Below are 23,216 nucleotides of genomic sequence, written 5' to 3' on the forward strand. Positions count from 1 at the left end.
TATGCAAAACTACACGCTTTCGCAGATAGCGGATCTTCTGGGCGCTGACCTTCAAGGTGACGGCGCCACAGAGATTAAAAAAATATCTACACTTGCAAATGCCCAACATGGGCATATTGCATTTTTAGCGAACAAGAAATATCGCTCGCAATTAGAAGATACTCAAGCAAGTGCGGTGATTTTATCACCAGCAGATGCTGAGTACTTTTCGGGTAATAAGCTCATTGTTGCTAATCCTTATGTTTGTTACGCCAAACTTGCTCAGCTAATGGATACCACACCGCGCTCAGCAGTGACCGGTATTCACCCAAGCGCAGTCATTCACGATTCAGCCTCTATTGGCGATAATGTCGCGATCGCCGCCAATGTGGTGATCGAAGCGGGCGCTGTAATTGCAAACGATGTGCAGATTGGCCCAGGCTGTTTTATTGGTGAGCACGCAAAAATTGGCCAAGGCACTAAGCTTTGGGCAAATGTAAGCGTTTACCATGAAGTAGAGATTGGCAGCGACTGTTTATTCCAAGCGAATACGGTAGTGGGCAGTGATGGTTTTGGTTACGCTAACGAGCGTGGCGAATGGGTGAAAATACCGCAACTTGGCCGAGTAATCATCGGTGATAAGGTTGAGGTAGGCGCGTCTACTACGATTGACCGTGGTGCGCTAGACGATACTATCATCCATAGTAATGTAATTATCGATAATCAATGTCAAATAGCGCATAATGTTGAGATCGGTTCGGGTACAGCGGTTGCTGGTTGTACGGTATTTGCTGGCAGCACAGTGATCGGTAGGAATTGTCAGATTGGCGGTATGGTTGCAATTAATGGTCACATTAGCGTATGCGATGGTGCTATAATCACCGGCATGAGTATGGTGACTAAGGCAATCACAGAACCTGGAATTTATTCTTCAGGCTTGCCACATCTAACCAACAAAGAATGGCGACGTAGTATTGCCCATATCCGTAACCTTGGCGATATGAAAGACCGCATTAAAGCACTTGAGTCACTGACTAAGTCACTCAATATTGAAGACAAATAAGGATGCTATTTTGGCAAATGAATTAAATAGTCTTGATATCCAGGATATCTTGAGTTTACTTCCGCATCGTTACCCGATGCTACTTGTTGACCGTGTACTTGATTACACGCCAGGCGAGTCGTTACATGCGATTAAAAATGTAACAGTGAACGAACCTATTTTTACGGGTCATTTTCCTAATCAACCTATCTTTCCAGGTGTGTTGATTTTAGAAGCAATGGCTCAAGCAACTGGCTTACTTGGTTTTAAGACAGTTGAAAATCGTAGCGATAACGAACTATATTTATTCGCAGCGATCGACAATGCGCGATTCAAACAGCCGGTATTACCTGGCGATACTATGCATTTGCATGTAGAGTTTGTAAAAGAGCGCCGCAATATATGGAAATTTGCAGCAGAAGCAAAAGTTGACGGCAAAGTAGTGTGTACTGCCGAAATCATGTGTGCGAGAAGAGAGTTTTAATAGTGATCCATCCTACGGCGATAATCGAACCAGGTGCAAAACTTGGAAATAACGTATCAGTTGGCCCTTACAGCTATATCGGTAACGATGTAACTATTGGTGATAACTGTATCATTGAATCTCATGTGGTTGTAAAAGGCCCATCGACGATTGGTTCTGGTAACCACATTTTCCAATTTGCTTCGGTCGGTGAAGCTTGCCAAGACAAAAAGTACGCGAATGAGCCAACGACTCTGATCATTGGTGACAACAACGTGATCCGTGAGTGTGCAACAATTCACCGTGGTACGATTCAAGACCAAGGTGTAACAAAAATTGGTAGCAATAACTTATTTATGGCTTACACACACGTTGCACATGATGCAGTAGTGGGCGATAACGTTATTTTTGCTAACAATGCCTCTGTTGCTGGCCACGTACACGTAGGTGATTGGGTGATCCTTGCAGGTAATTCAGGTGTTCACCAGTTCTGTAAAATTGGTTCACATGCCTTTGTAGGTATGTACTCAGGCGTTAATAAAGATGTACCGCCATTTGTAACTACCATTGGTACGCCGGCTGGCCCTGTAGCAATCAATACTGAAGGCATGAAACGCCGTGGCTTTGAAAGCGATGAAATCATGGCAACACGCCGTGCATATAAAACGCTTTATCGTAAGAGCTTAGGTGTTGAAGAAGCAATCGCTGAGCTAAGTGAAGATGCTGCGAAGTACCCAGCTGTTCAGCTGATGATAGACTTCGTGAAAACCTCTGAGCGCGGAATTATTCGCTAATCATAAGCGAACTTCTACAAAAGCCACCGTAAGGTGGCTTTTTTGTTGTTATAGTTCAGGTTTTGCTAAGTTAGTGATTGCTATCTTCACGGCAAAAAAGGATCTACTAATATGAACAAACTCATCATTTTTGCGTTGTTAAGCTTAATTATAACTGGTTGTAGTAGTGCGCCTTCAGTATCAAAAGGAGCAATAGAAAAAGGCAAAGCCAGTTATTACGCTGATAAATATCATGGCCGAACGACAGCAAGTGGTGAGGTGTTTAATCAACAGGCATTGAGCGCGGCTCATCAAACGCTTGGTTTTGGCAGCAGAGTAAAAGTTACTAATCTTAGTAATAATAAAAGCGTGATTGTTACCATTAATGACCGCGGCCCATTTATCCGCGGTCGTATTATCGACTTATCAAAAAAGGCGTTTTCACAAATTGCCTCAGTCAAGCAAGGTGTGATTGACGTCACCGTTGAGCAGCTCGATTAAAAACGGGTTATAAGCTCTACGTAGTCGGCTTCATTAGCCATTAATTCAGCATGACTTGCAAGGGCTCTTACTTGTCCTTGCTCTAACCAAATAACCTTATCAACACGACTTAGCATTGCTGGGTCGTGAGTAATGGTCAACATGGTTTTATCTGCCCATATTTTCTCAAGTGTAGTCAGCAAGTTTTGCTTAGTGTGATTATCTAGGCTCTCTGTTGGTTCATCAAGAATGATTAAATTACCTTGCCTTAATAGAGCTTGGGCAATGGCAATACGACGTGACTGACCATGAGAAAGCTTTCTGCCTGCGGTTCCTAAGCGGGTATTAAGGCCGGCTTTTAAGTTCTTAAGCCAAGAGCCAAGTTCAGCTTGTTCACAGGCATCAATAAGCATTTCATCTGTCGCATCAAAAGCTGCATAGCGAAGATTTTCACGTAGCGTGCCATCAAAAATATGATGCTGCTGGGCAACTATCGTTAGCTGCTTAAAGCGTGTTGCAGTGCTCAAGCTTTCAAGTTCAAAGTTATCTTGCTTGGTGGTGAGCTTTAATGAGCCTGATTGCAGCGGCCAAAGGCCCGTGAGTAAGTTAACTAGAGTGGTTTTGCCACTGCCACTGGCACCGACTAGGGCAACTTTACTGCCGGGTGTAATCGCAAAATTGATATTGCTAAGGGCTTTACTTTTTGCCCCCAAGTATTGGTAATTGACCTCGCTTAGCTCAAGACCAAGCCCTGGTTTGTCAGCTAATTGGTTTGCTAGCTGATCATCTAAGTTGTTTGGCTTTTCGGCTAAGCTGCTGTGTTTATCTTCAAGATCAAACAGTCGCTTTGCGGCACTTAAAGTAAGCGGCAATTCAATAAATGCCGTAGGCAGGGTGAGCACGGTTTCAAAGCTTGCTAATACAAATAACGCGAGCATCGCCAGTTCAACGTTTTTCATAGTCCCCATTGCAACCAGTGGAATTATCATAAATACACTGGCCAGCATGGTGAGTTGGATCACCAAAGTGCTTAAACCATTACTGTTTGCCTCGGCTTTGTGGCGATTATAGAGCTGGTTGTTGTATTGTTTACTGAGTGAGTCACAATGCGCTAATTGCGCCGCCTGTGCTTGATAGACAGCAAGCTCTCTGGCACCTGATAGTGTATCGGCAAGTTCAGCTCTTAACTCGGCTGAAAGTTGGGTTTCGGTATCCGCTTGTTGGTGTAGCTTATGGCTTAACAATGCGGGAAGCAGCACGCCAATAATCATCAGTGAAGTAAAGCAAACTAATGCAACCTCAGCGTTATACATGGCCATGAAGGCCATTACGATAGGAATGCTGATCAAGGCGACAATAATCGGCAGCAGCACATTGAGGTAGAATTTATCCAGCGCATCTACATCATTCTGTAGCCGGTTAAATAAATCGCTACTACGACTCATTGCCAAGTCAACGTTGTTTAGTTGGCTCAGAGTCTTGAACATGTTTACGCGAATTTCGCTCAGTAATAAAAAGGTAGCATTATGGGTTATCATCCGCTCACCGTAACGAGACGCTGTGCGCACGATAGCTAAAAAGCGGATCACCCCCGCAGGGGTAAAGTAATTCATCTGCACACCCGCAATGCCCGCCGCTGCCATGGCTGCTAAAAACCACCCAGATATAGCGAGCAAGCCCACATTAGCGAGTACCGTTAAGCTTGCTAAAAAAGCCCCTAAAAGCAACATGCCAGTATGAGGTTTGCACAGTTTTAATAGACGTATAAAGTTATGCATGGGCGTCACCTTGGCTCACAAGTTTAGCAAATAGGCCTGCTTGCTCAGTCAGTTGCTGGTACTGACCAGATTCAACAATGTGACCTTGCTGCATAACGTAAATATTATCGGCGTGTTTAACCGTATTCAGTCGGTGAGCAATAACCAGCACTAAATGGTCTTTTGCATACTCTCGGATAGCTTGATTGATTAAATGCTCTGTTTGGCTGTCTAAGTGAGCGGTAGGCTCATCTAGCATTAGCACAGGGGCATTCTTCAAAAATGCACGAGCAAGGGCTATGCGCTGCTTTTGCCCACCAGAGAGGCCTTCGCCTTGTTCACCTAGCAAGGTATCAAAGCCATCAGGTAAGGCAGTAATAAACTCAAGTGCTCCAGCTTTACTTGCTGCTTCATCGAGCTCTGTTTGGCTTGCATCTGGTTTTGCTAATCGTAGGTTATCTGCAACGGTTCGATAAAATAATGTGGCTTGTTGTGGGATCCATGCCAGCTGTGCTTGCCAATCAGCTAATACCGTATCACTCAGTGGTTGCCCGTTAATGCTAATGGCACTATTAGCCTGATGATGAAAACCTAATAGGCAATCAAACAAGGTACTTTTACCCGAACCACTTTCACCCACAAAGGCAATTAAGCCTGTGCTTGGCAAGCTTAAGTTGATATCAGTTACCCCTTCGTTTGTTTCAGGGTAGTGAAAGGTAAGTGCTTTCAGTTGTATGTCTTTTAGCGGTAACTCAAGTTTAGATGAGCCTACATGTTCATCAGCGTCGCTTTGATTGATTATGTCGACCATATCAGCAGCGGCGCTGATCCCTTCGAGTTTTGCGTGATAATGAGTGCCCATTTGTCGAAGTGGTAAGTAAAACTCAGGAGCCAGTAGTAACACCACAAATCCAGTGGCAAAATCGAGCGTACCAAAAAATAATCTAAAGCCAATGATCACAGCAACAAGAGCAACACTTATGGTAGCTAAAAACTCAAGGGCGAAAGACGATAAAAAGGCGACTTTTAACACTCCCATGGTTGCACCACGGTAATCATCAGAAATCTGACTGATGCTATTTAGCTCACGCTTGGTTGCATTAAAGAGTTTGAGTTGAGTCAGGCCTTGTAAACGGTCAAAAAAGTAATTACCAAGTACCGCCAGTTGTTGCCAACGTTCTTGGTTTAATTGCTCAGCTTTATGGCCTACTAAAATCATAAAAAAGGGGATAAGTGGCGCTGTTAAAAGGAAGATGAGGCCTGCTTTGTAATCGGTTGGAAAAATCACCACCAATATCGCTAATGGAATAAGCGCGCTGTAAGCCACACTCGGAATGTAGTTGGCGTAATACTGATGTAGAGCTTCCACCCCATTATGTAAGGTGTTAAGTGTTGCGCCGTGACCTTTTTGTTCACTGTAGGCTGGCCCAAGTTTGCTGAGCTTTTCTAGCAGTGTATTACGCATCACGTTTTTTATCTTTAACGCGGCGAGGTTACTCACCCGTTCACTTAGCGCAACCAACAAAGCACGAACTAAAATTAGCCCTGCCAGCGGCCATAATATTGGGCTTACGGCTTGCAAGTTTGCTTGTTCAAACATGACTTGATGAGCCGCGCTTGCAAGAAGATAACAAGAGGCAATCATTAATAAGGCGTTGAGTGTGCCCAGACTAATGCTTAATTTAAGAAGCCCTGAAGCGGACTGGCTATACTGCTTTAAAAAAGCGCGCAGCGTTTGCTGCTGCGCGCGATTTGGTCGGGGTTTAGTCGTCATCGGTGTTTTTGAGTCTCGCGTACAGCTCTAGCTCATCATCAGCAATCGAATCTTTATGTTGGTGAAATTCGTACCACATTACGTTGATCACCCCAAGTGTACAGGCTAATAGAACACCTAAAATCCAGGCAAAATACCACATATTTAAATCTCCTTAATAGCTACCGTGAGTGTTGTTTTCAATTTCACTAATCGTTACTTTGCGCCACATCTTCACATAACACCATGTTGTGTAGATAAGAATAAGTGGTACAAAAATAACCGCAGCGATAAACATCACGTTAAGTGTCATATGGCTCGAAACCGCATCCCACATAGTTAAACTAATATTTGGGTTGTTGCTCGAAGGCATCACAAACGGGAACATTGACATACCCGCAGTTAAAATCACACCTGCGAGCATTAAGCTTGACGCTATCAGGGCCATCGCTGGTTTTTGTAATTTAGATAACACAATCGCCAGTGCCGCCATCACGAATGCAAGGGCAGGGAACAGCATGGTTAATGGCATTTTTGTATAGTTATCAAGCCATGCACCCGGTGCCTGCGTGACAGTTTTAGCCAACGGGTTTGCAAAGCCTTGGGTATCTCCCATGCTAACGATTTTATAACCGTCAATTTGCGATACCCACACACCTGCTAAGGCAAACAATACAATAAACGCCATCAGTGCATATTGACCATATTGTGCTGAGCGTTTAGCAACCTCTGCATCAGTACGAAGTTGTAACCACATACCTGCGTGACCAACCAGCATCAGTACACTCACTAAGCCAACTACAATGGCAAATGGGTTTAATAACGCAAAGAATGAACCTTGATAACTGACACGCAGTAGGTCGTCGATATGATAAGGCACGCCCAGTAATAAGTTACCAAATGCTACACCAAATACTAAAGCGGGAATAAAGCTGCCAGCAAATAGGCCCCAATCCCAGTTGTTTCGCCAGCGCGGTGAATCTATTTTTGAGCGATAATCAAAACCAAGCGGTCTGAAAAATAACGCAAATAACACCAGCATCATAGCAAAGTAAAAGCCAGAGAAAGCGGCCGCGTATACCATAGGCCAAGCAGCAAACAGTGCACCCCCAGCGGTGATGAACCAAACTTGGTTACCATCCCAGTGAGCGCCAATGGTGTTAATAACTGTACGGCGTTCAACATCGGTTTTACCAACTAGGCGAAGCAAAATTGCCACACCCATATCCATACCATCGGTCACTGCAAAGCCAATCAGTAAGACACCAATTAACAGCCACCAGATTAGTTTTAGTGTTTCGTAATCAAAAATCATGACTGAGCTCCTTGGCTTGCAAGTGAATCCGCTTTAGCAAGTTCATGGTGATATTTACCGGTATGAAGTGAGCTTGGGCCTTGTTTAATAAAGCGCAGCATCAGCCAGCCTTCTACAGCAGCAAGACCTGTATAGAAAACTAAGAAACCAGTAATACTAATCAATAAGTCATTCACCGTGAGTGACGAGGTTGCCAAGAAGGTCGGTAAAATTTCCGAAATTGCCCACGGTTGGCGGCCGTACTCCGCAACAATCCAACCAAACTCAATGGCAATCCAAGGCAGAGGAATACTCCATACCGCAGCCCATAATAACCAGCGCTTTTGCTCAATAATGCGGTGTGCGTTGTAATAAAATGCGAGGACGAAAACACCAAGCATGATCACGCCACAGCCAACCATGATTCTAAATGACCAGAACATAGGGCCGACTTGGGGAATTGAGTCTTTCACTGCTTTTTGAATGTGCTCTTCAGTTGCATCTACCACGTTAGGGGTGTAGCGCTTAAGTAGCAAGCCATAGCCAAGGTCGTCTTTTAAGGTATCGAACTTTGCAATGTTTTCTGGGGTGTCTTCACCACCGCGAAGCTTTTCTAAGTATTCGTATGCAATCATACCGTTACGAATACGTTCTTCGTGCTGCTTTTCAAGATCTTTAATACCCGTTACTTGCTCGTCAATAGAGCGAGTAGCAATGATGCCAAGTGCATAAGGGATTTTTACAGCGGCATGGGTGACTTGCTCTTCTGAGTCAGGAATACCAACCAAAGTAAATGCGGCTGGGGCTTCTTCGGTATGCCACTCAGCTTCTATGGTTGCGAGTTTGACTTTTTGCACTTCGCCAACTTCGTAGCCAGATTCATCACCAAGTAAAATAACACAAAGAATAGACGCTAAACCAAACCCTGAAGCAACCGAGAACGAACGCTTAGCAAAAGCAAGGTCGCGACCTTTTAAGATGTACCAGCTACTAATACCAAGTACAAACATAGATGCTGCAACATAACCTGCTGATACGGTATGAATAAACTTAACTTGTGCGACTGGGTTAAATACCAATTCAGCAAAGCTAGTCATTTCCATGCGCATGGTTTGGTAGTTAAATTCAGCACCTACTGGATTTTGCATCCAACCATTTGCTACTAAAATCCATAACGCAGATAAGTTAGTACCTAGTGCCATTAAGAAGGTAGCACCTAGATGCTGACGTTTACTCAAACGCTCCCAGCCTAAAAAGAACATACCGACAAAGGTTGATTCTAAGAAGAAAGCCATTAAGCCTTCAATCGCTAGCGGTGCGCCAAATATATCGCCCACATAGTGAGAGTAATAAGACCAGTTGGTACCAAACTCAAACTCCATGGTTAGACCTGTCGCCACACCAATCGCAAAGTTAATACCAAACAACTTACCCCAGAACTTAGTCATATCGCGATAAATTTCGCGACCTGTCATCACGTAAACGGATTCCATGATCACTAAAATCCACGTCATACCTAAGGTAAGGGGAACAAATAGGAAGTGAAATAGGGCAGTGATTGCAAATTGCAATCGCGATAGATCCACAAATGTTTCATCTATCATTGTTTAGCTCCTTGTTAGCGGGTGCGGTAGACACGACAAATATTGATTATGAAGTTTCAGTAATTATTGAAACTTCGTGAATATTAAACCTGTATTCATTTTAGTCAATAGGAAAATACGAAATAAAGATGAATTAATCCTGCTCATCTTTTCTACAGATTAGAGATAAAGCTCTAAAGTTTCAAATATTTAATCGTTATAAAAAGCCGTTTTGCTATGGCTTATTTTATTCTTTTTAAGCTCTTTTTAGATAGTGGCCAGTAAACCTGCAGGCTACACACGCAAATAAATGCTCAACCAATGAGCAAGTAGGCAGGCTAATTTCGATTTCTAGTATTTATTAACTCTGTGACATTTATCCGACTGCTAAAACACGGTAAACTCGTTTTTATTAGTGCCAAAAGTTGCGAATTATCAACGAATGAAAGAACAAACAAAGCCGTTACGTATTGCCTTGGTGGCAGGTGAGTTATCAGGTGATATTTTAGGTGAAGGGCTAGTAAAAGCACTTAAGCGCCGTTTTCCGGATGCCATATTTGAGGGGATTGCAGGCCCGCGTATGCAAGCGGCTGGTTGTAAAACATTATTCGATATGGACGAATTATCTGTAATGGGCCTAGTTGAAGTACTTGGCCGATTACCGCGCCTACTAAAAATACGCAAACAATTGGTGCAGCATTTTATCGACAACCCACCAGATGTATTTATTGGTATTGATGCCCCTGACTTTAACTTACGTGTCGAAAAGCCGCTAAAAGAGGCGGGTATTAAAACAGTACAATATGTTAGCCCATCAGTGTGGGCGTGGCGCGAAAAACGTATTCATAAAATCAGTGCCGCCACTAATTTAGTGCTGGCACTTTTACCGTTCGAAAAAGCCTTTTACGATAAGCACGATGTACCTTGTACCTTTGTGGGTCATACTCTGGCTGATGATATTGCCCTTGAGCATGACCAAACCGAGGCTCGTAACCAACTAGGTTTAGCACAAACTGATAAAGTACTTGCGTTGTTACCAGGTAGCCGAGGTTCTGAAGTAGGGCTTTTAAGCGAAACCTACATTCAAACAGCAGCGAAATTACAGGCGCAAAATCCAGACCTTAAAATTGTGGTGCCTTTAGTCAATGAAAAACGAAAAGCTCAGTTTTGTGAGATTTTAGAAAAAACAGCCCCTGAACTAAAACTGCAATTATTAGATGGTCAGTCAAATCTTGCAATGCAAGCCGCTGATGCCATTTTACTTGCCTCAGGAACAGCAACGCTTGAAGGTATGCTGTATAAAAAGCCGATGGTTGTGGGTTATAAAATTAAGCCACTGAGTTACTGGATTTTCAAAACCTTATTCACTTTTAACATTAAGTATTTCTCGTTGCCTAATTTATTAGCCGATGAAGAACTCGTTCCAGAATACTTACAAACTGAGTGTAATGTTGAAAACTTATCAGCAGCGCTAACGCCTATGCTTAATAGCGATAATAGCGAACTAAAAGCGCGCTTTTTAGCCATACATAAAAACATTAGATTAAATGCCAATGAACAAGCTGCAGCAGCAGTCGCGGAGTTACTAAATGCAAATTGAACGACCGAATGTTAATTATATTGCTGGTGTAGATGAAGTTGGCCGTGGCCCATTAGTGGGTGATGTTGTTACCGCTGCGGTAATACTTGATCCGAATAAGCCTATTGCAGGGTTAGCAGATTCTAAAAAGTTATCAGATAAAAAACGCCAATTATTAGCGGTAGAAATAAAAGAAAAAGCCCTTTGTTATGCTATTGGCCGTTGCAGCCCAACTGAAATTGACGAGTTAAATATTCTTCATGCCACTATGCTTGCAATGAGCCGTGCGGTTGAAGGCTTAAGTGTAAAGCCTGAGTTTGTTTTTATTGATGGTAATCGTGTGCCTAGCCAGTTAACTGTGCCAGCACAGGCGGTAGTAAAAGGTGACAGCCTCGTAGAAGAGATTTCTGCGGCATCTATTTTAGCGAAAGTTGCCCGTGACGAAGAAATGATTGAGCTTGATAAGCGTTATCCTGACTATGGCTTTGCAGGTCATAAAGGCTATCCAACTAAAGCGCACTTTGCAGCACTCGAACAATACGGGGCAATTGCAGAGCATCGTAAGAGCTTTAAACCTGTTCAGCGCATTTTGGCGTTGAAAGGAGAGCAATTGTAATGCCTGCGCCGCAATTTGTTCACTTACGTGTCCACTCAGATTTCTCAATGGTGGATGGCCTAGCTAAAACTAAGCCAATTGTCGCTAAAGCAGAAGAGCTGCAAATGCCTGCGTTGGCTATCACCGATCAGATGAACTTATGTGGTTTGGTGCGTTTTTATGGCGCTGCCCATGGCGCTGGAATTAAGCCTATTGTTGGCGCAGACTTTTGGTTAAGAAGCCCTGAATTTGAAGATGAACCTAGCCGAATTACCATCTTAGCGAAAGATAACGAAGGTTATAAAAACCTTACTTTATTGATCTCTAAAGCATACCAGCGTGGACATCTATTTCACCGCCCAGTGGTTGACCGTGAATGGCTGGTCGAGCACAAAAACGGCCTTATTTTATTATCTGGTGCTAAAGATGGCGACTTAGGTAAAGCCCTATTAAAAGGTAACCCCGGGCTTATTGAATCGGTTGTTAGTTTTTATAAGCAACATTTTAGCGATCATTATTACATTGAGCTTATTCGTACGGAACGTGCGTTAGAAGAAGACTATTTACACTTAGCTGTTGAGCTTGCTACAAAAGAGCAGTTACCTGTAGTGGCAACTAACGAAGTGGTGTTTTTAAAACCAGAAAACTTTGAAGCCCATGAAATCCGCGTGGCAATCCATGACGGTTACACCTTAGAAGATAAACGTAGACCAAAACGTTTTTCTGAGCAGCAATATCTTAAAACAGCAGAGCAAATGGCTGAGCTATTTAGCGATATTCCTGAAGCGTTAGAAAACACCGTTGAAATTGCTAAGCGTTGTAATGTGACCGTACAATTAGGAACTTACTTCTTACCAGATTACCCAACCGGTTCACTGAAAATTGAAGACTTCTTGGTTAAAGTCTCTGAAGATGGCCTTGAAGAGCGTTTACAGTTTTTATTCCCAGATGAGCAAGAGCGTAAAGAGAAACGTGGCGAGTATGATGAGCGTCTGAAAATAGAGCTCGACGTAATCAACCAAATGGGTTTCCCAGGTTACTTCTTGATTGTAATGGAGTTCATCCAGTGGAGTAAAGATAACAATATTCCGGTAGGTCCAGGGCGTGGTTCTGGTGCTGGTTCATTGGTTGCTTATGCACTGAAGATCACCGACCTCGATCCGCTCGAATTTGACTTACTATTCGAACGTTTCTTGAACCCAGAACGTATCTCAATGCCCGATTTCGACGTCGATTTCTGTATGGATAGGCGTGATGAGGTAATTGATCACGTAGCGGCGCTTTATGGCCGTGATGCGGTATCTCAGATCATTACCTTTGGTACCATGGCTGCAAAAGCGGTTATCCGTGACGTAGGCCGTGTACTTGGTCACCCATACGGCTTTGTTGATCGTATTTCTAAACTAGTACCGGGCGATCCGGGCATGACATTGGCTAAAGCGTTTGATGTTGAGCCGCGTTTACAAGAAGCCTACGACGGTGATGAAGAGGTCAAAGAGCTTATTGATATGTGTCGCATCCTCGAAGGCTGTACACGTAACGCCGGTAAGCATGCTGGTGGTGTTGTAATATCACCAACCACCATCACTGACTTTGCTGCTCTTTATTGTGATGATGAGGGTAAATTCCCGGTAACGCAATTTGATAAAAACGACGTTGAGACGGCGGGTTTAGTTAAGTTTGACTTCCTAGGTCTTAGAACACTTACCATCTTGCAGTGGGCAATTGATATGACTAACGAGCGCTTAGCCCGAGAGGGTAAAGAGCCGGTTGATATCAACGCTATTCCACTTGATGATAAGGCAAGTATTGAGTTACTGCTACGCGCCGAAACCACCGCGGTATTCCAGTTAGAATCTCGTGGTATGAAAGACCTTATTCGTCGTCTGAAGCCCGACTGCTTCGAAGATATGATCGCACTGGTAGCACTATTCCGCCCTGGTCCATTGCAATCAGGCATGGTAGATAACTTTATCGACCGTAAGCACGGCCGCGAAGAGCTATCTTATCCTGATGTGCAGTGGCAACACGATAGCTTGATACCCATTCTAGAACCGACCTACGGTATCATTCTTTATCAAGAACAAGTAATGCAAATTGCGCAGGTACTGGCTGGTTATACGCTAGGTGGCGCTGACATGCTGCGTCGTGCGATGGGTAAGAAAAAGCCAGAGGAGATGGCAAAGCAACGTTCAACCTTCGAAGAGGGAGCTGTTAATAACGGAGTTGACGGCGAACTTGCAATGAAAATCTTCGACTTGGTAGAGAAGTTCGCAGGTTATGGTTTTAACAAATCTCACTCAGCTGCTTATGCCTTAGTATCGTACCAAACGTTGTGGATGAAAACCCACTACCCAGCAGAGTTTATGGCTGCGGTAATGTCGGCGGATATGGATAACACCGATAAAATTGTTACCTTGGTAGATGAATGTGAAAACATGAAACTGACCTTGTTACCGCCGGATGTAAATGCCGGTGAGTACAAGTTTACAGTTAATCTACAAGGTGAAATTGTTTACGGTATCGGTGCCATTAAAGGAGTTGGTGAGGCGCCTGTTGAAGCTATTTTAGAAGCCCGTAGCGAAGGTGGCCCGTTTAAGGACTTATTTGATTTTTGTGCCCGTGTTGACTTAAAGCGTTTAAACAAGCGAGTTGTTGAAAAGCTTATTTATGCCGGAGCGCTCGATCAACTTGGACCAGACAAAACCCAACCTGGCCGTGCAACCTTATTAGCAAGCCTAAAAGATGCCATGCGAGCGGCCGATCAGCATCATAAGGCTGAGTCATTAGGGCAGGCAGATTTATTTGGATTACTTGCCACAGAGCCAGATGAAGTTGAACAAGCATTTATCAAAGCCACAGATTTAACCGACAATGAGTGGCTAGATGGTGAGAAAGAAACTTTAGGTCTGTATTTAACTGGCCACCCAATTAATCAGTATCGTAAAGAGTTAAAGCATTATACATCAGGAAGGCTGGTCGATTTACAACCCACTAACCGCGATGTGCAGTCAACGGCCGCAGGCTTAGTAATTTCTGCCCGTACCTTAATAAACAAAAAGGGAAATCGATGGGGTCTTGTAACTTTAGATGACAAGAGTGCCCGTATTGATGTACGCTTATTCCCAGAACAGTTTGAAATGTACCAAGATTTGCTGCAAGTAAACAATATCTTGGTAATATCTGGACAGGTCAGCTTTGATAACTTCTCTGGTGGCATTACAATGACCGCTAGAGACATATGCACCATCGCTGAGGCGCGAGAAAAACGTATAAAAGCGATTAAAATGACCTTGAATATGGTGCAGATCGAGGCGAACTTCTTCGATAATTTACAAAAAGTACTGGAACCTTATAAGTTTGGTACTTGTCCTATTAAAGTATTCTATCAACGTCCGGATGCGTTGGCTGAGATTACCTTAGGAACCGAATGGTGTGTTACGCCGAGTGATGACTTAATTCACAAGTTATCGCTGATGGCGGCGCAAGATGTAGAACTAGAATTTAATTAATTAGGTAGTTTAGAGCATGAGCCTCAATTATCTTGATTTTGAGCTTCCAATCGCAGAATTAGAAGCAAAAATTGAAGAATTACAAAATGTAAGCCGCGCTGGCGAATTAGACCTTGGATTAGAAGAGGAAGTCAGTCGATTAAAAGAGAAAAGTGCTGAAATGAAAGAGAAAATTTTCTCTGAATTAGGTGCTTGGCAGGTTTCTCAGTTAGCCCGTCATCCGTTGCGTCCTTATACTCGTGATTACATCGAGCGCATTTTCACGGAATTTGACGAACTAGCAGGCGACCGTACTTTTGCTAACGACCCAGCTATTTTAGGTGGTGTTGCACGTTTTGAAGGCCAACCAGTGATGGTTATTGGCCAACAAAAAGGGCGTGACACGGCTGAAAAAATTAAACGCAACTTTGGTATGCCAAAGCCAGAAGGTTACCGTAAAGCATTACGCTTAATGGAAATGGCTGAGCGTTTCAAAATGCCAATCATGACATTTATCGACACCCCAGGTGCATACCCAGGTGTTGGCGCTGAAGAGCGTGGTCAAAGTGAAGCAATTGCGCGTAACCTTAAAGTTATGGCCGCGTTAAAAGTACCAACTATCTGTACTGTTATCGGTGAAGGTGGTTCTGGTGGTGCATTAGCAATTGGTGTGGGCGACCGCGTTAACATGCTGCAATACAGCACTTACTCTGTAATTTCGCCAGAAGGTTGTGCATCAATCTTATGGAAAAGCGCAGACAAGGCACCATTAGCTGCAGAAGCCATGGGTGTAACAGCTGCACGTGTTAAAGAGCTTGATTTAATCAACAACGTAATTGATGAGCCACTTGGTGGCGCACATCGTAATTACGATGCGATGGCGCGTAACCTTAAAAACCAACTTAAGCGTGACCTAGCTGACTTACAAGGCCTTTCACTAGATGAAATGCTTGATCAGCGTTACAAACGTTTAATGTCGTTTGGCTATTGCTAAACACAGCTTAAAATTGAAAAAAGCCGCTTTTGCGGCTTTTTTTGTTTTATAATGCCGATAACACAGACGCTTGTATACTCATTGGTTTTTAATGCAAACATCAGATTTATACCACCATTTTTTAGCACAATTGCAGCCTTTGCTGAACGCTCAGCAAAGTTGCTTTAGCGTTGCCTTATCTGGCGGTGTTGATTCGGTTGTATTGTTACATTTAATGAAACAAGCTCAACAGCAACACTTAGAACTTAAACTTGAAGCTGTGTATGTTAATCATGGTTTGAGCAAGTATGCCGATGAGTGGCAAGGGTTTTGCCAATCGCTATGTGAAGAGCTCGATGTCGCATTTAAAGCGGTACACGTTGAAATTTATGAGCGCTCGCGAACTTCACTTGAAGCACAAGCGCGAGAGGCGCGGTACCAAGCACTCGACGAAAACTGTATATCAGGTAGTGTAATACTGCTTGGTCAGCACTTAAATGATCAACTTGAGACCTTCTTACTTCGCCTAAAGCGGGGCTCTGGCTTGCAAGGCTTAGCATCAATGCCACAAACGCGATTGTTAGCGTCTGGGCGTGTATGTTTTAGGCCGATGATTAATATCACTCGTGAGCAAATTGAACAATTTGCCAGTGAATTTGCAATTACTCATATCACCGATGATTCAAATGTTGATGAGCGCTTTGACCGCAATTTTTTACGTCATCAAGTTTTGCCTATTTTAATGGAGCGTTTTCAAGGATTTGAAAAAAGTGCAGCGCGCAGTATTCGGCTGTTACAAAAGCAGCAATCGCTGCTCGATGAATATACTCAAAACGACCTTACACACTGTCAAAATAAGCAGGGTGGTTTAAGCTGCGAGGCAATTGCGGGGTTTAGTAAGCCCAGACAAGCAAACCTTATACGTGCGTGGCTGAATCAGTTTACCCATCAATTACCTTCAGAGAATCAGCTACAGCAAATTATTGAGCAAGGTTTAACGGCAAAAGCCGATGCCCAGATAAAAATTTGTTTGCAAAGCGGTGATGTTCGCCGGCATCAGCAGCATTGGTACTTTGTGAAAGAGCAGGCAATACCTGAGGCGATGGATATAACTTTGCAAAGCGTTGAACTGATTGGTGGCCGAAAACTAATAGTGAAAGCGGGCAAGGGGATTAGAAAACCAAGGCAGGATGAGCAAGTAAGGGTTGAATTTAATAAGCCGCAAGCGCGTATAAAACCTTTGCATAAACCCGGTTCAAATACTTTAAAGCATTGGTTTAAAGATGCCAAAGTAGCTCCTTGGTTACGTGCGCAGACACCACTTATTTTTTATAACGATCAACTTGTGCAAGTAGTTGGCTACTTTATTAGTGAGCAGCACAGTGTTGAAGATGGAATTCTTTGGGAGACAATCTATGAGTGAACAACCACATGTTGGTTTATCACTAGTTAATAAGGCACCACTTGGCTTTGCGTTGTCGGTGCTAGTGGCTGTAATTGCTGGTTTTGCTTATGCAGAGCTGACAATAAATACACTTTTTTATGCACTAGCTGGCGGCTTAGTTTGCTCATTATTGCTGCTAGGTTACTGGTCAGGCAAAGGCGGTATTTTCTTTATTCTAGGCGTACTTACGCCGCTGGCTTTAGTGATGGTATCGCCCCTTACCACCATGGCTGCCTTGCTTTACTTATTAAGCGGCTTCTTCGCTGGTTTTTGGTTAGTATTACTTGGTTATAAATTTATAAACAAAAAAGCCTAGCGGGGGATGCTAGGCTTTTACTCAATTAGTAAGCTCTTGCGCAGTTTCTTCCTGCAGCTTTTGCCTTATAAAGACCCTTGTCAGCACGGGCAAACACTTCGTTTTCGCAGTCTTGGTTATTGGCGAGTGTATAACCAATGCTTGATGTTACATCATATTGAGCCATCAACCCTGAGCTAGCAACCAAACTCATAATACGATCAGCAATTACCTTATTAGTGGTGAATTCAGGGTCGTCGATTAATAATGCAAATTCATCTCCACCAAAGCGGAAAATTGAGTCAGTGCCACGCACGCTAGTGCGTAATACATTAGCAAATTCTTGCAGTACATCATCGCCAATTTTATGACCAAAGTTATCGTTAACTTGTTTAAAGTTATCTAAATCAAGCAGCATTAAACTAAATGGACGATGCTGACGGCGGCAACGTTCTAGCTTTTGTGCCAAGCTGTCATTAAATTGACTACGGTTGTTTAAGCCTGTTAGCGCATCTTTAGTCGCTAAACGTAATACGCGGGTATACATAAGCGCATTACGTAATGGGTAAACGAGTGCTGTATGAAGATGCTTTAATTTTGCTTCAATCGCTTTACCCATAGGGAACTGGCTAAAATAAATTAACTGCCCTAAGCGTTCACTTTCGATATCTAAATCAAAAGAGTACGGTGTTTGACTGGTATCGCTGCCAGCACTTTGTGACACTCCGAGTGCAGATTGGAACTGTAATCCAGATAAATTGATCAGTTGTTTTGCGTGTTCGGCAAAAATTGTCAAAATTTCTTCGATTGATAACGTAGTTTGTAACCTTGCGACCAAATCGTGTGGACTATTTGTTTCATTTATTCGGTAATGCTCTGCCGAAAACGGCAGAAACTCGCCTCGCGCAGACACCCGCTGCGTCAAAATATGGACATTTTCCATGATAATTCTCCCCCCGGAGTGTTTAGATACTCATACTTAGCGAGATTTGTGCCACATTTTTAAACTGGCTGAAAAACAGATGGTTGCTATATTTAAGGTAGGGTACAGCTTTATCATCAAGTAGAAGGGAGTTTATTGCTTGCAAAATGTGCTGATTCAAGTGTTTGGCTTGCTCGTCGCTGCCGTATTATTTGTTTGGTTCTTCAAACGAATTGGTTTACCACCTATTCTTGCTTATCTTGCCACAGGCGTGTTGGCGGGGAGTCATGGTATTGGCTGGATGGCGCAAAGCCACGAAATGCACTTTGTTGCCGAACTCGGCATTGTATTTTTACTGTTTAGTTTAGGGCTTGAGTTTTCATTGCCGCGTTTAATGGCAATGCGCAATATTGTATTTGGCCTTGGCTCCTTACAGGTCGTGGTGACTAGCATTGTATTTATGCTGATTTTACTGCTGTTAGAGCACAGCCTTTTAAATAGTTTTACCATCGCCAGTTTAATGGCACTGTCTTCTACGGCGGTGGTGGTTAAGTTACTTAAAGAGTCTGGAGATTTAAACCAGCGCCGCGGCCAGTTGGCAATAGGGGTGTTGCTATTTCAAGATATTGCTGTTGTCCCTCTACTCATTGTTTACCCTTTACTAGCACAAAGTGGCTCTGAAGAAATTGCTGGAGCATTGGCTTTTGCACTCACTAAAGGCGCTTTAGTGTGTATTTTATTGTTCGGCATAGGTAAATGGATTTTGCCTAAAGTGTTTAGCGAAATAGCGCTGGTAAGAACCGATGAGCTATTTATGCTAACGACTTTATTGGTTGCCTTGTTTGCCGCAGGCTTGACTTACCTATTTGGTTTATCGATGGCGTTAGGCGCCTTTTTAGCCGGCATGATGTTAGGAGAAAGCCATTATCGTCACCAACTAGAAGCCGATATTAGACCGTTTCGCGATATTTTGATGGGACTCTTTTTTGTTACCGTCGGTATGCAGTTAGATGTGCTCTATGTACTTAATAGTTGGTACTGGATCATCGCGGTATTAATTGGCTTATTGCTATTCAAAATTGCGGTGCTCGCAATTTCTGCGCAAGTGATGGGGGAGCGTAAGCAAGATGCGGTATCGGCGGGTATTATGCTTTGGCAAATGGGAGAATTTGGCTTTGTATTAATTGCACTTGCTTCGCAGCACTTGTTAATAAGCTCAGAGCAAGCTTCATTTTTAATTGCAGTTGGCGTGCTTTCAATGGCGCTAACGCCTTACCTTATTGAAAAAACACCGCTTATTCTTAAAAAACTTGGCCTTTTAAGCCATGCAGGGCAGTATTGGCAGCAGCCTGCGACAAGTAGCCCTTTGTATCAAAATCATATTGTGATCTGTGGCTTTTCTCGTGTTGGGCAAACCGTTGCGCGTTTTTTAAAGCCCGAAGCAATTGAATACGTAGCGGTTGAGAGCAACCCCATCTTATTGCAAGAAGCAAAAGCGGCTGGTGAGCCAGTGATATTTGGCCATGTAAATCAAAAAGATATTTTAAAATCAGCGGGTGTAGAGCGGGCAAGGCTAGTCATTATTACTTTTACTGATTTTGAGCAAACGCAAATTGTTGTTGATGCCATCAAGCAAATAGCTCCTGACGTGAAAATACTGGTACGGATGCGCGATGATACCGAAATGGAAACGCTTAAAGAGCTTGGTGTTACTGAGGTAGTGCCTGAAACACTCGAAGCAAGCCTAATGTTAGTTTCGCATGTGCTTTATATGTCTGGCGTGCCGATGACACGGATCATACGCCGAGTAAGTAAAGAGCGGCGTAATCGTTATAAGTTCTTAAATGGCTTTTTCACTGGCGATAAACTCGATGGCGAAGAGGCAAGTTCAGATAGGCTTGAGTATTTACATGTTATAGCTCTGCCAGAACACGCTTATGCGGTTAATCAGAAAATTAGTGAGCTTAAACTTGAGCAGCGCCGTGTGTCGGTTAGAGCGCTACGCCGACAAGACCGAGAAATTGACGCACCTTCATCACAAACTATTTTATTGGCAGGCGACATTTTAGTGTTACAAGGCAAGCCTCGCCGAGTAGAGCGGGTAGAAAGGTTTTTACTCGATGGTATGGAGTAGCTTTTAGCTACTCCAGCTCTAAGAATTTACGAATTTCAGGTAGCTTTTTAAGGCCATCTTGGTAGCCAATTTCAATGAGCTTTTGGGTATAACGTTTTTCAAACAGTAAATAGCTCGTTAAACTCGATTGCGAACGTTTCTTCACGCCTATCATGCGTAGTAACAGTTTGATTGCCATAGGCATGTCATCATAAAACTGAGCTGCGATTGCATTAAAGTTTTGCGATGGATTGATCACGCAAGTTTCGATTTGTTTTAACTCTTGGTGTTTGTCGCGGGCAGGTAACAGGCTTAGCGTGCGGTTAATACGCTGTAAGCGCTCTAAATCAGACTGTAGCGTGTCGGTAAAGACGCTATCGAGTAAGTGACCTGCAATATTAGAAAGACCCGGGTAATGAGGCTGGTAACCCGGTGGATGCAATTCTTTTGGCTCATCAACACCAATAATAAAGATTTTTTCAGCACCTAAGTGAACCGACGGACTCAGTGGCGAAAGTTGGTGAATAGAGCCATCGCCAAAATAGTGGTTATAAACATTCACGCTCGGGAACACCATGGGAATAGCGCTCGATGCCATTAAGTGCTCAACATTAATGCGGGTTGCCTGCCCTTCACGCTTTGCTCTGCGCCACGGTTTTTGTGTAAGTGACTGAAAAAATGCGACAGAGTCACCCGTGGTGTAGCTCGAAGCAGTAATCGACACTGCATCTAGGTAGTTTTTATGTAAATTTCGTTCGATACGCGATAAATCGAGTATTTCGTGCAGCAGTTTTCGCAGTGGTTTATTGTTCAGCAAACTCGCTGGTGGGTGATTAATATGTTCAGATTGAAAACTCGTAAGCATGTTGCGAGTAATATGCAAAAACACACTTAAAAAGTCGCTTTTATAAACCTGAGAAGTCGAAAAATTCTTCCACACCCATTCAAGTTTTTTGCATGCTAAATGCGCACAGGATGCATAACATGCTAATGCAGCGGAATTAATTGCGCCAGCTGATGTCCCATTAATAATAGTAAAGGGCAGCGGTGCTGTGCGGGGCATGCTTTGTGTTATCGCTTTAAGCACACCAACTTGATAAGCCGCTCGCGCGCCACCACCTGTTAGTAATAAAGCGATTTTAGAGTGCTGTGTTTTTTTTAACTTACTGCTCATGGTTGCATTTAAATAGTTGTGCGTCTTTACTTTATTTATCAACTGTAAGTCTTTAAGCTAGAAGAAGCAAAGATTAGCTCAAGGCTAAATGGTTTTTTCGTATTTTTATCTGTTTTATTTTTAAGGGAGTGTCTATGTCAGAGCATTCGTCAGAGCCTGAAGTACAAAAGGGTTCATCAAATAACAACCTGATTTTTGCGGTGGTTGTGCTTATCCTTGTTGCTGGTGTGGCAGCGTTTATTTTATTGAAGCCTGAAGATAAACCAGTGCAAGTTGTTGAAGACATTGTTGCAGAAGAAGCGCCAGTTGTTGAGTATCAAGAGCCTGAACCAGAACCTGAAGTGACAGAGCCTGAGCCAGAACTAGTTGTAGTCGATACTGCTCCAGAGCGCACTCCAGAGCCAGTTCCAGAAGTTGAGCCACTACCAACGTTAAATGAAAGCGATGAAGTGGTTGTTGCTCGTATGGATGAGTTACTAAATGACCAAGTGATGAGCTTAATGGTGACCGATGACCTTATTCGCCGTGGTGTTGTGTATGTTGATAACATCGCCAAAGGTAAAGTGGCATTGAGCCACGCGCCAGTTGAACGCCCCAAAGAGTCGTTTAAAGTTATTGAGGGCGACATTTTAACAATCGACCCAAATAGCTATGAGCGCTACACGCCATACGTAAAACTATTTACCAGCCTTAGCGCTGCTCAAGTTATTCGTATGTACGATGAATACAAACCACTTATCAACGAAGCTTATGCAGAAATTGGCTACGAAGGTGATGCATTCACTGGCACGCTAGAAGAGGCAATTGACGTACTGCTTGATACGCCAGAGCCAAAAGGTGATATGCCACTCGTTCGCAACTCAGTTACGTATCAATATGCTTACTCTGAGTGGGAAAACCTACCTGATGCGCAAAAACAATTACTGCGTATGGGCCCAGAAAATATGAAAAAAGTGAAAGCTGCGCTGCGCAACATTAAAGCTGAACTTGAAAAGTAAGCGATAACCCCCTTAATGACAGTGCGATTGTATACCAAGTATGCAATCGCACTTTCTTTTTCGAATATCCCTTGAATAACAGGCTAAAAGTAGAGATAATCCCTCCCGCGCCAAACAAGGCCCTCAATGGTAGTCTTATTGGTCCTCTCGCAACACTAGCAGGTGAACCTGGTCAGGCCCGGAAGGGAGCAGCCACAGCGTGTGACGTGTGTGCCGAGATGCGGCTGGTAAGACTGCCACCCAAAATTCTATTTGGGTGATTTTCCTCATTTAAATTCCATTTTAAAGCTTTCTTTAGAACTCTTTTTTATTCTGTATTAGTTAAACTCAACTTTAAGTATGTTTATTTTTTAAGTTATCGAGACATCCACTTAAGAGTTATCTAGACACCCATATTAAAAATGTGAACTTCGTTTTTATGTACATGATTGATTTGAAAGAGACACAGTTAGTCAGGTAGAGGTTATAAAAATTATTAAGACACCCACTATAGTAGGAGTTTTTAATA

At 43.2% G+C, this 23,216-nt stretch carries 19 protein-coding genes and 1 other RNA gene; 13 read left to right on the forward strand and 7 right to left on the reverse strand.

Translation table 11 applies throughout. The features are described from left to right. Position 1: 1 nt before the first annotated feature. The 4 genes from lpxD (at position 2) to HUS61_RS10210 (ending at position 2,758) form a co-directional block, all read left to right on the forward strand. Positions 2 to 1,042 carry a UDP-3-O-(3-hydroxymyristoyl)glucosamine N-acyltransferase gene (lpxD, locus tag HUS61_RS10195; RefSeq protein WP_054562041.1) on the forward strand — a complete coding sequence of 347 codons (1,041 nt, stop codon included), beginning with the start codon at positions 2 to 4 and terminating at the stop codon, positions 1,040 to 1,042. Between the two features lie 10 nt (positions 1,043 to 1,052). Next, positions 1,053 to 1,505: a 3-hydroxyacyl-ACP dehydratase FabZ gene (fabZ, locus tag HUS61_RS10200; RefSeq protein ID WP_054562040.1), complete on the forward strand. Its 453-nt coding sequence runs from the start codon at positions 1,053 to 1,055 to the stop codon at positions 1,503 to 1,505. 2 nt (positions 1,506 to 1,507) lie between these two features. Next, complete coding sequence (lpxA, locus tag HUS61_RS10205; RefSeq protein ID WP_175082819.1) at positions 1,508 to 2,278, forward strand: acyl-ACP--UDP-N-acetylglucosamine O-acyltransferase; 771 nt, start codon at positions 1,508 to 1,510, stop codon at positions 2,276 to 2,278. Positions 2,279 to 2,389: 111 nt separating this feature from the next. Beyond that, positions 2,390 to 2,758, forward strand: coding sequence for a septal ring lytic transglycosylase RlpA family protein (locus tag HUS61_RS10210; RefSeq protein ID WP_175082818.1), 369 nt, complete (start codon positions 2,390 to 2,392; stop codon positions 2,756 to 2,758). On the opposite strand, the gene cydC is transcribed toward HUS61_RS10210, so the two are convergent. The 5 genes from cydC to HUS61_RS10235 are packed head-to-tail and all read right to left on the reverse strand — an operon-like array spanning position 2,755 to position 9,145. Beyond that, positions 2,755 to 4,515 (reverse strand): thiol reductant ABC exporter subunit CydC, encoded by a 1,761-nt coding sequence (gene cydC, locus HUS61_RS10215; RefSeq protein WP_175082817.1) that lies wholly within the window; start codon positions 4,513 to 4,515, stop codon positions 2,755 to 2,757. The two genes, HUS61_RS10210 and cydC, sit on opposite strands and share 4 nt — an antisense overlap. Beyond that, positions 4,508 to 6,268 (reverse strand): thiol reductant ABC exporter subunit CydD, encoded by a 1,761-nt coding sequence (gene cydD, locus HUS61_RS10220; protein ID WP_175082816.1) that lies wholly within the window; start codon positions 6,266 to 6,268, stop codon positions 4,508 to 4,510. Before cydD ends, cydC begins: the two co-directional genes overlap by 8 nt. Next, positions 6,258 to 6,410 carry a cytochrome bd-I oxidase subunit CydX gene (cydX, locus tag HUS61_RS10225; protein ID WP_175078524.1) on the reverse strand — a complete coding sequence of 51 codons (153 nt, stop codon included), beginning with the start codon at positions 6,408 to 6,410 and terminating at the stop codon, positions 6,258 to 6,260. Before cydX ends, cydD begins: the two co-directional genes overlap by 11 nt. Before the next feature lie 12 nt (positions 6,411 to 6,422). Continuing rightward, positions 6,423 to 7,562, reverse strand: a complete 1,140-nt coding sequence (gene cydB, locus HUS61_RS10230; RefSeq protein ID WP_063530294.1) for a cytochrome d ubiquinol oxidase subunit II — start codon at positions 7,560 to 7,562, stop codon at positions 6,423 to 6,425. Continuing rightward, positions 7,559 to 9,145 carry a cytochrome ubiquinol oxidase subunit I gene (locus tag HUS61_RS10235; RefSeq protein ID WP_058586269.1) on the reverse strand — a complete coding sequence of 529 codons (1,587 nt, stop codon included), beginning with the start codon at positions 9,143 to 9,145 and terminating at the stop codon, positions 7,559 to 7,561. Before HUS61_RS10235 ends, cydB begins: the two co-directional genes overlap by 4 nt. Before the next feature lie 421 nt (positions 9,146 to 9,566). Here HUS61_RS10235 and lpxB point away from each other — a divergent pair, with 421 nt between their 5' ends. The 6 genes from lpxB to HUS61_RS10265 all read left to right on the forward strand — a co-directional run bounded on the left by lpxB (position 9,567) and on the right by HUS61_RS10265 (position 17,522). Next, a complete protein-coding gene (gene lpxB / locus HUS61_RS10240; RefSeq protein ID WP_175082815.1) occupies positions 9,567 to 10,724 on the forward strand; it encodes a lipid-A-disaccharide synthase in 1,158 nt (385 codons plus the stop codon). Next, positions 10,714 to 11,319, forward strand: coding sequence for a ribonuclease HII (gene rnhB, locus HUS61_RS10245; RefSeq protein ID WP_175078522.1), 606 nt, complete (start codon positions 10,714 to 10,716; stop codon positions 11,317 to 11,319). The genes lpxB and rnhB overlap by 11 nt, the downstream gene beginning before the upstream one ends. Next, positions 11,319 to 14,810: a DNA polymerase III subunit alpha gene (dnaE, locus tag HUS61_RS10250; protein WP_175082814.1), complete on the forward strand. Its 3,492-nt coding sequence runs from the start codon at positions 11,319 to 11,321 to the stop codon at positions 14,808 to 14,810. Before rnhB ends, dnaE begins: the two co-directional genes overlap by 1 nt. A 16-nt stretch (positions 14,811 to 14,826) precedes the next feature. Then, entirely contained in the window at positions 14,827 to 15,783 is a 957-nt protein-coding gene (gene accA, locus HUS61_RS10255) for an acetyl-CoA carboxylase carboxyl transferase subunit alpha (RefSeq protein WP_054553102.1), read from the forward strand. 91 nt (positions 15,784 to 15,874) lie between these two features. Next, positions 15,875 to 17,185: a tRNA lysidine(34) synthetase TilS gene (gene tilS / locus HUS61_RS10260; protein ID WP_175082813.1), complete on the forward strand. Its 1,311-nt coding sequence runs from the start codon at positions 15,875 to 15,877 to the stop codon at positions 17,183 to 17,185. Continuing rightward, positions 17,178 to 17,522 (forward strand): hypothetical protein, encoded by a 345-nt coding sequence (locus HUS61_RS10265; protein ID WP_062566895.1) that lies wholly within the window; start codon positions 17,178 to 17,180, stop codon positions 17,520 to 17,522. Before tilS ends, HUS61_RS10265 begins: the two co-directional genes overlap by 8 nt. A 25-nt stretch (positions 17,523 to 17,547) precedes the next feature. Here the strand turns inward: HUS61_RS10265 and HUS61_RS10270 are convergent, their stop codons facing one another. Continuing rightward, a complete protein-coding gene (locus tag HUS61_RS10270) occupies positions 17,548 to 18,444 on the reverse strand; it encodes a GGDEF domain-containing protein (protein ID WP_175082812.1) in 897 nt (298 codons plus the stop codon). 139 nt (positions 18,445 to 18,583) lie between these two features. On the opposite strand from HUS61_RS10270, the gene HUS61_RS10275 reads away from it, so the two are divergent. Next, entirely contained in the window at positions 18,584 to 20,557 is a 1,974-nt protein-coding gene (locus tag HUS61_RS10275) for a monovalent cation:proton antiporter family protein (RefSeq protein WP_062566896.1), read from the forward strand. A gap of 7 nt (positions 20,558 to 20,564) precedes the next feature. On the opposite strand, the gene HUS61_RS10280 is transcribed toward HUS61_RS10275, so the two are convergent. Beyond that, positions 20,565 to 21,710, reverse strand: a complete 1,146-nt coding sequence (locus tag HUS61_RS10280; protein WP_054562027.1) for a patatin-like phospholipase family protein — start codon at positions 21,708 to 21,710, stop codon at positions 20,565 to 20,567. A gap of 134 nt (positions 21,711 to 21,844) precedes the next feature. Here HUS61_RS10280 and HUS61_RS10285 point away from each other — a divergent pair, with 134 nt between their 5' ends. Further along, complete coding sequence (locus HUS61_RS10285) at positions 21,845 to 22,708, forward strand: DUF3014 domain-containing protein (RefSeq protein ID WP_175082811.1); 864 nt, start codon at positions 21,845 to 21,847, stop codon at positions 22,706 to 22,708. Positions 22,709 to 22,844: 136 nt separating this feature from the next. Continuing rightward, positions 22,845 to 22,941: signal recognition particle sRNA small type (gene ffs, locus HUS61_RS10290), an RNA gene on the forward strand. Positions 22,942 to 23,216: the final 275 nt, after the last annotated feature.

It is taken from the genome of Pseudoalteromonas sp. 0802, from assembly GCF_013350085.1.
GTDB lineage: Bacteria > Pseudomonadota > Gammaproteobacteria > Enterobacterales > Alteromonadaceae > Pseudoalteromonas.

Excerpts from the sequence above, each read along its gene's own strand:
- lpxD (WP_054562041.1), top strand. The coding sequence starts at position 2 with ATGCAAAACTACACGCTTTCGCAGATAGCGGATCTTCTGGGCGCTGAC.
- HUS61_RS10210 (WP_175082818.1), top strand. The coding sequence starts at position 2,390 with ATGAACAAACTCATCATTTTTGCGTTGTTAAGCTTAATTATAACTGGT.
- cydC (WP_175082817.1), bottom strand. The coding sequence starts at position 4,515 with ATGCATAACTTTATACGTCTATTAAAACTGTGCAAACCTCATACTGGC.
- cydD (WP_175082816.1), bottom strand. The coding sequence starts at position 6,268 with ATGACGACTAAACCCCGACCAAATCGCGCGCAGCAGCAAACGCTGCGC.
- cydX (WP_175078524.1), bottom strand. The coding sequence starts at position 6,410 with ATGTGGTATTTTGCCTGGATTTTAGGTGTTCTATTAGCCTGTACACTT.
- cydB (WP_063530294.1), bottom strand. The coding sequence starts at position 7,562 with ATGATTTTTGATTACGAAACACTAAAACTAATCTGGTGGCTGTTAATT.
- HUS61_RS10235 (WP_058586269.1), bottom strand. The coding sequence starts at position 9,145 with ATGATAGATGAAACATTTGTGGATCTATCGCGATTGCAATTTGCAATC.
- lpxB (WP_175082815.1), top strand. The coding sequence starts at position 9,567 with ATGAAAGAACAAACAAAGCCGTTACGTATTGCCTTGGTGGCAGGTGAG.
- rnhB (WP_175078522.1), top strand. The coding sequence starts at position 10,714 with ATGCAAATTGAACGACCGAATGTTAATTATATTGCTGGTGTAGATGAA.
- dnaE (WP_175082814.1), top strand. The coding sequence starts at position 11,319 with ATGCCTGCGCCGCAATTTGTTCACTTACGTGTCCACTCAGATTTCTCA.
- accA (WP_054553102.1), top strand. The coding sequence starts at position 14,827 with ATGAGCCTCAATTATCTTGATTTTGAGCTTCCAATCGCAGAATTAGAA.
- tilS (WP_175082813.1), top strand. The coding sequence starts at position 15,875 with ATGCAAACATCAGATTTATACCACCATTTTTTAGCACAATTGCAGCCT.
- HUS61_RS10265 (WP_062566895.1), top strand. The coding sequence starts at position 17,178 with ATGAGTGAACAACCACATGTTGGTTTATCACTAGTTAATAAGGCACCA.
- HUS61_RS10270 (WP_175082812.1), bottom strand. The coding sequence starts at position 18,444 with ATGGAAAATGTCCATATTTTGACGCAGCGGGTGTCTGCGCGAGGCGAG.
- HUS61_RS10280 (WP_054562027.1), bottom strand. The coding sequence starts at position 21,710 with ATGAGCAGTAAGTTAAAAAAAACACAGCACTCTAAAATCGCTTTATTA.
- HUS61_RS10285 (WP_175082811.1), top strand. The coding sequence starts at position 21,845 with ATGTCAGAGCATTCGTCAGAGCCTGAAGTACAAAAGGGTTCATCAAAT.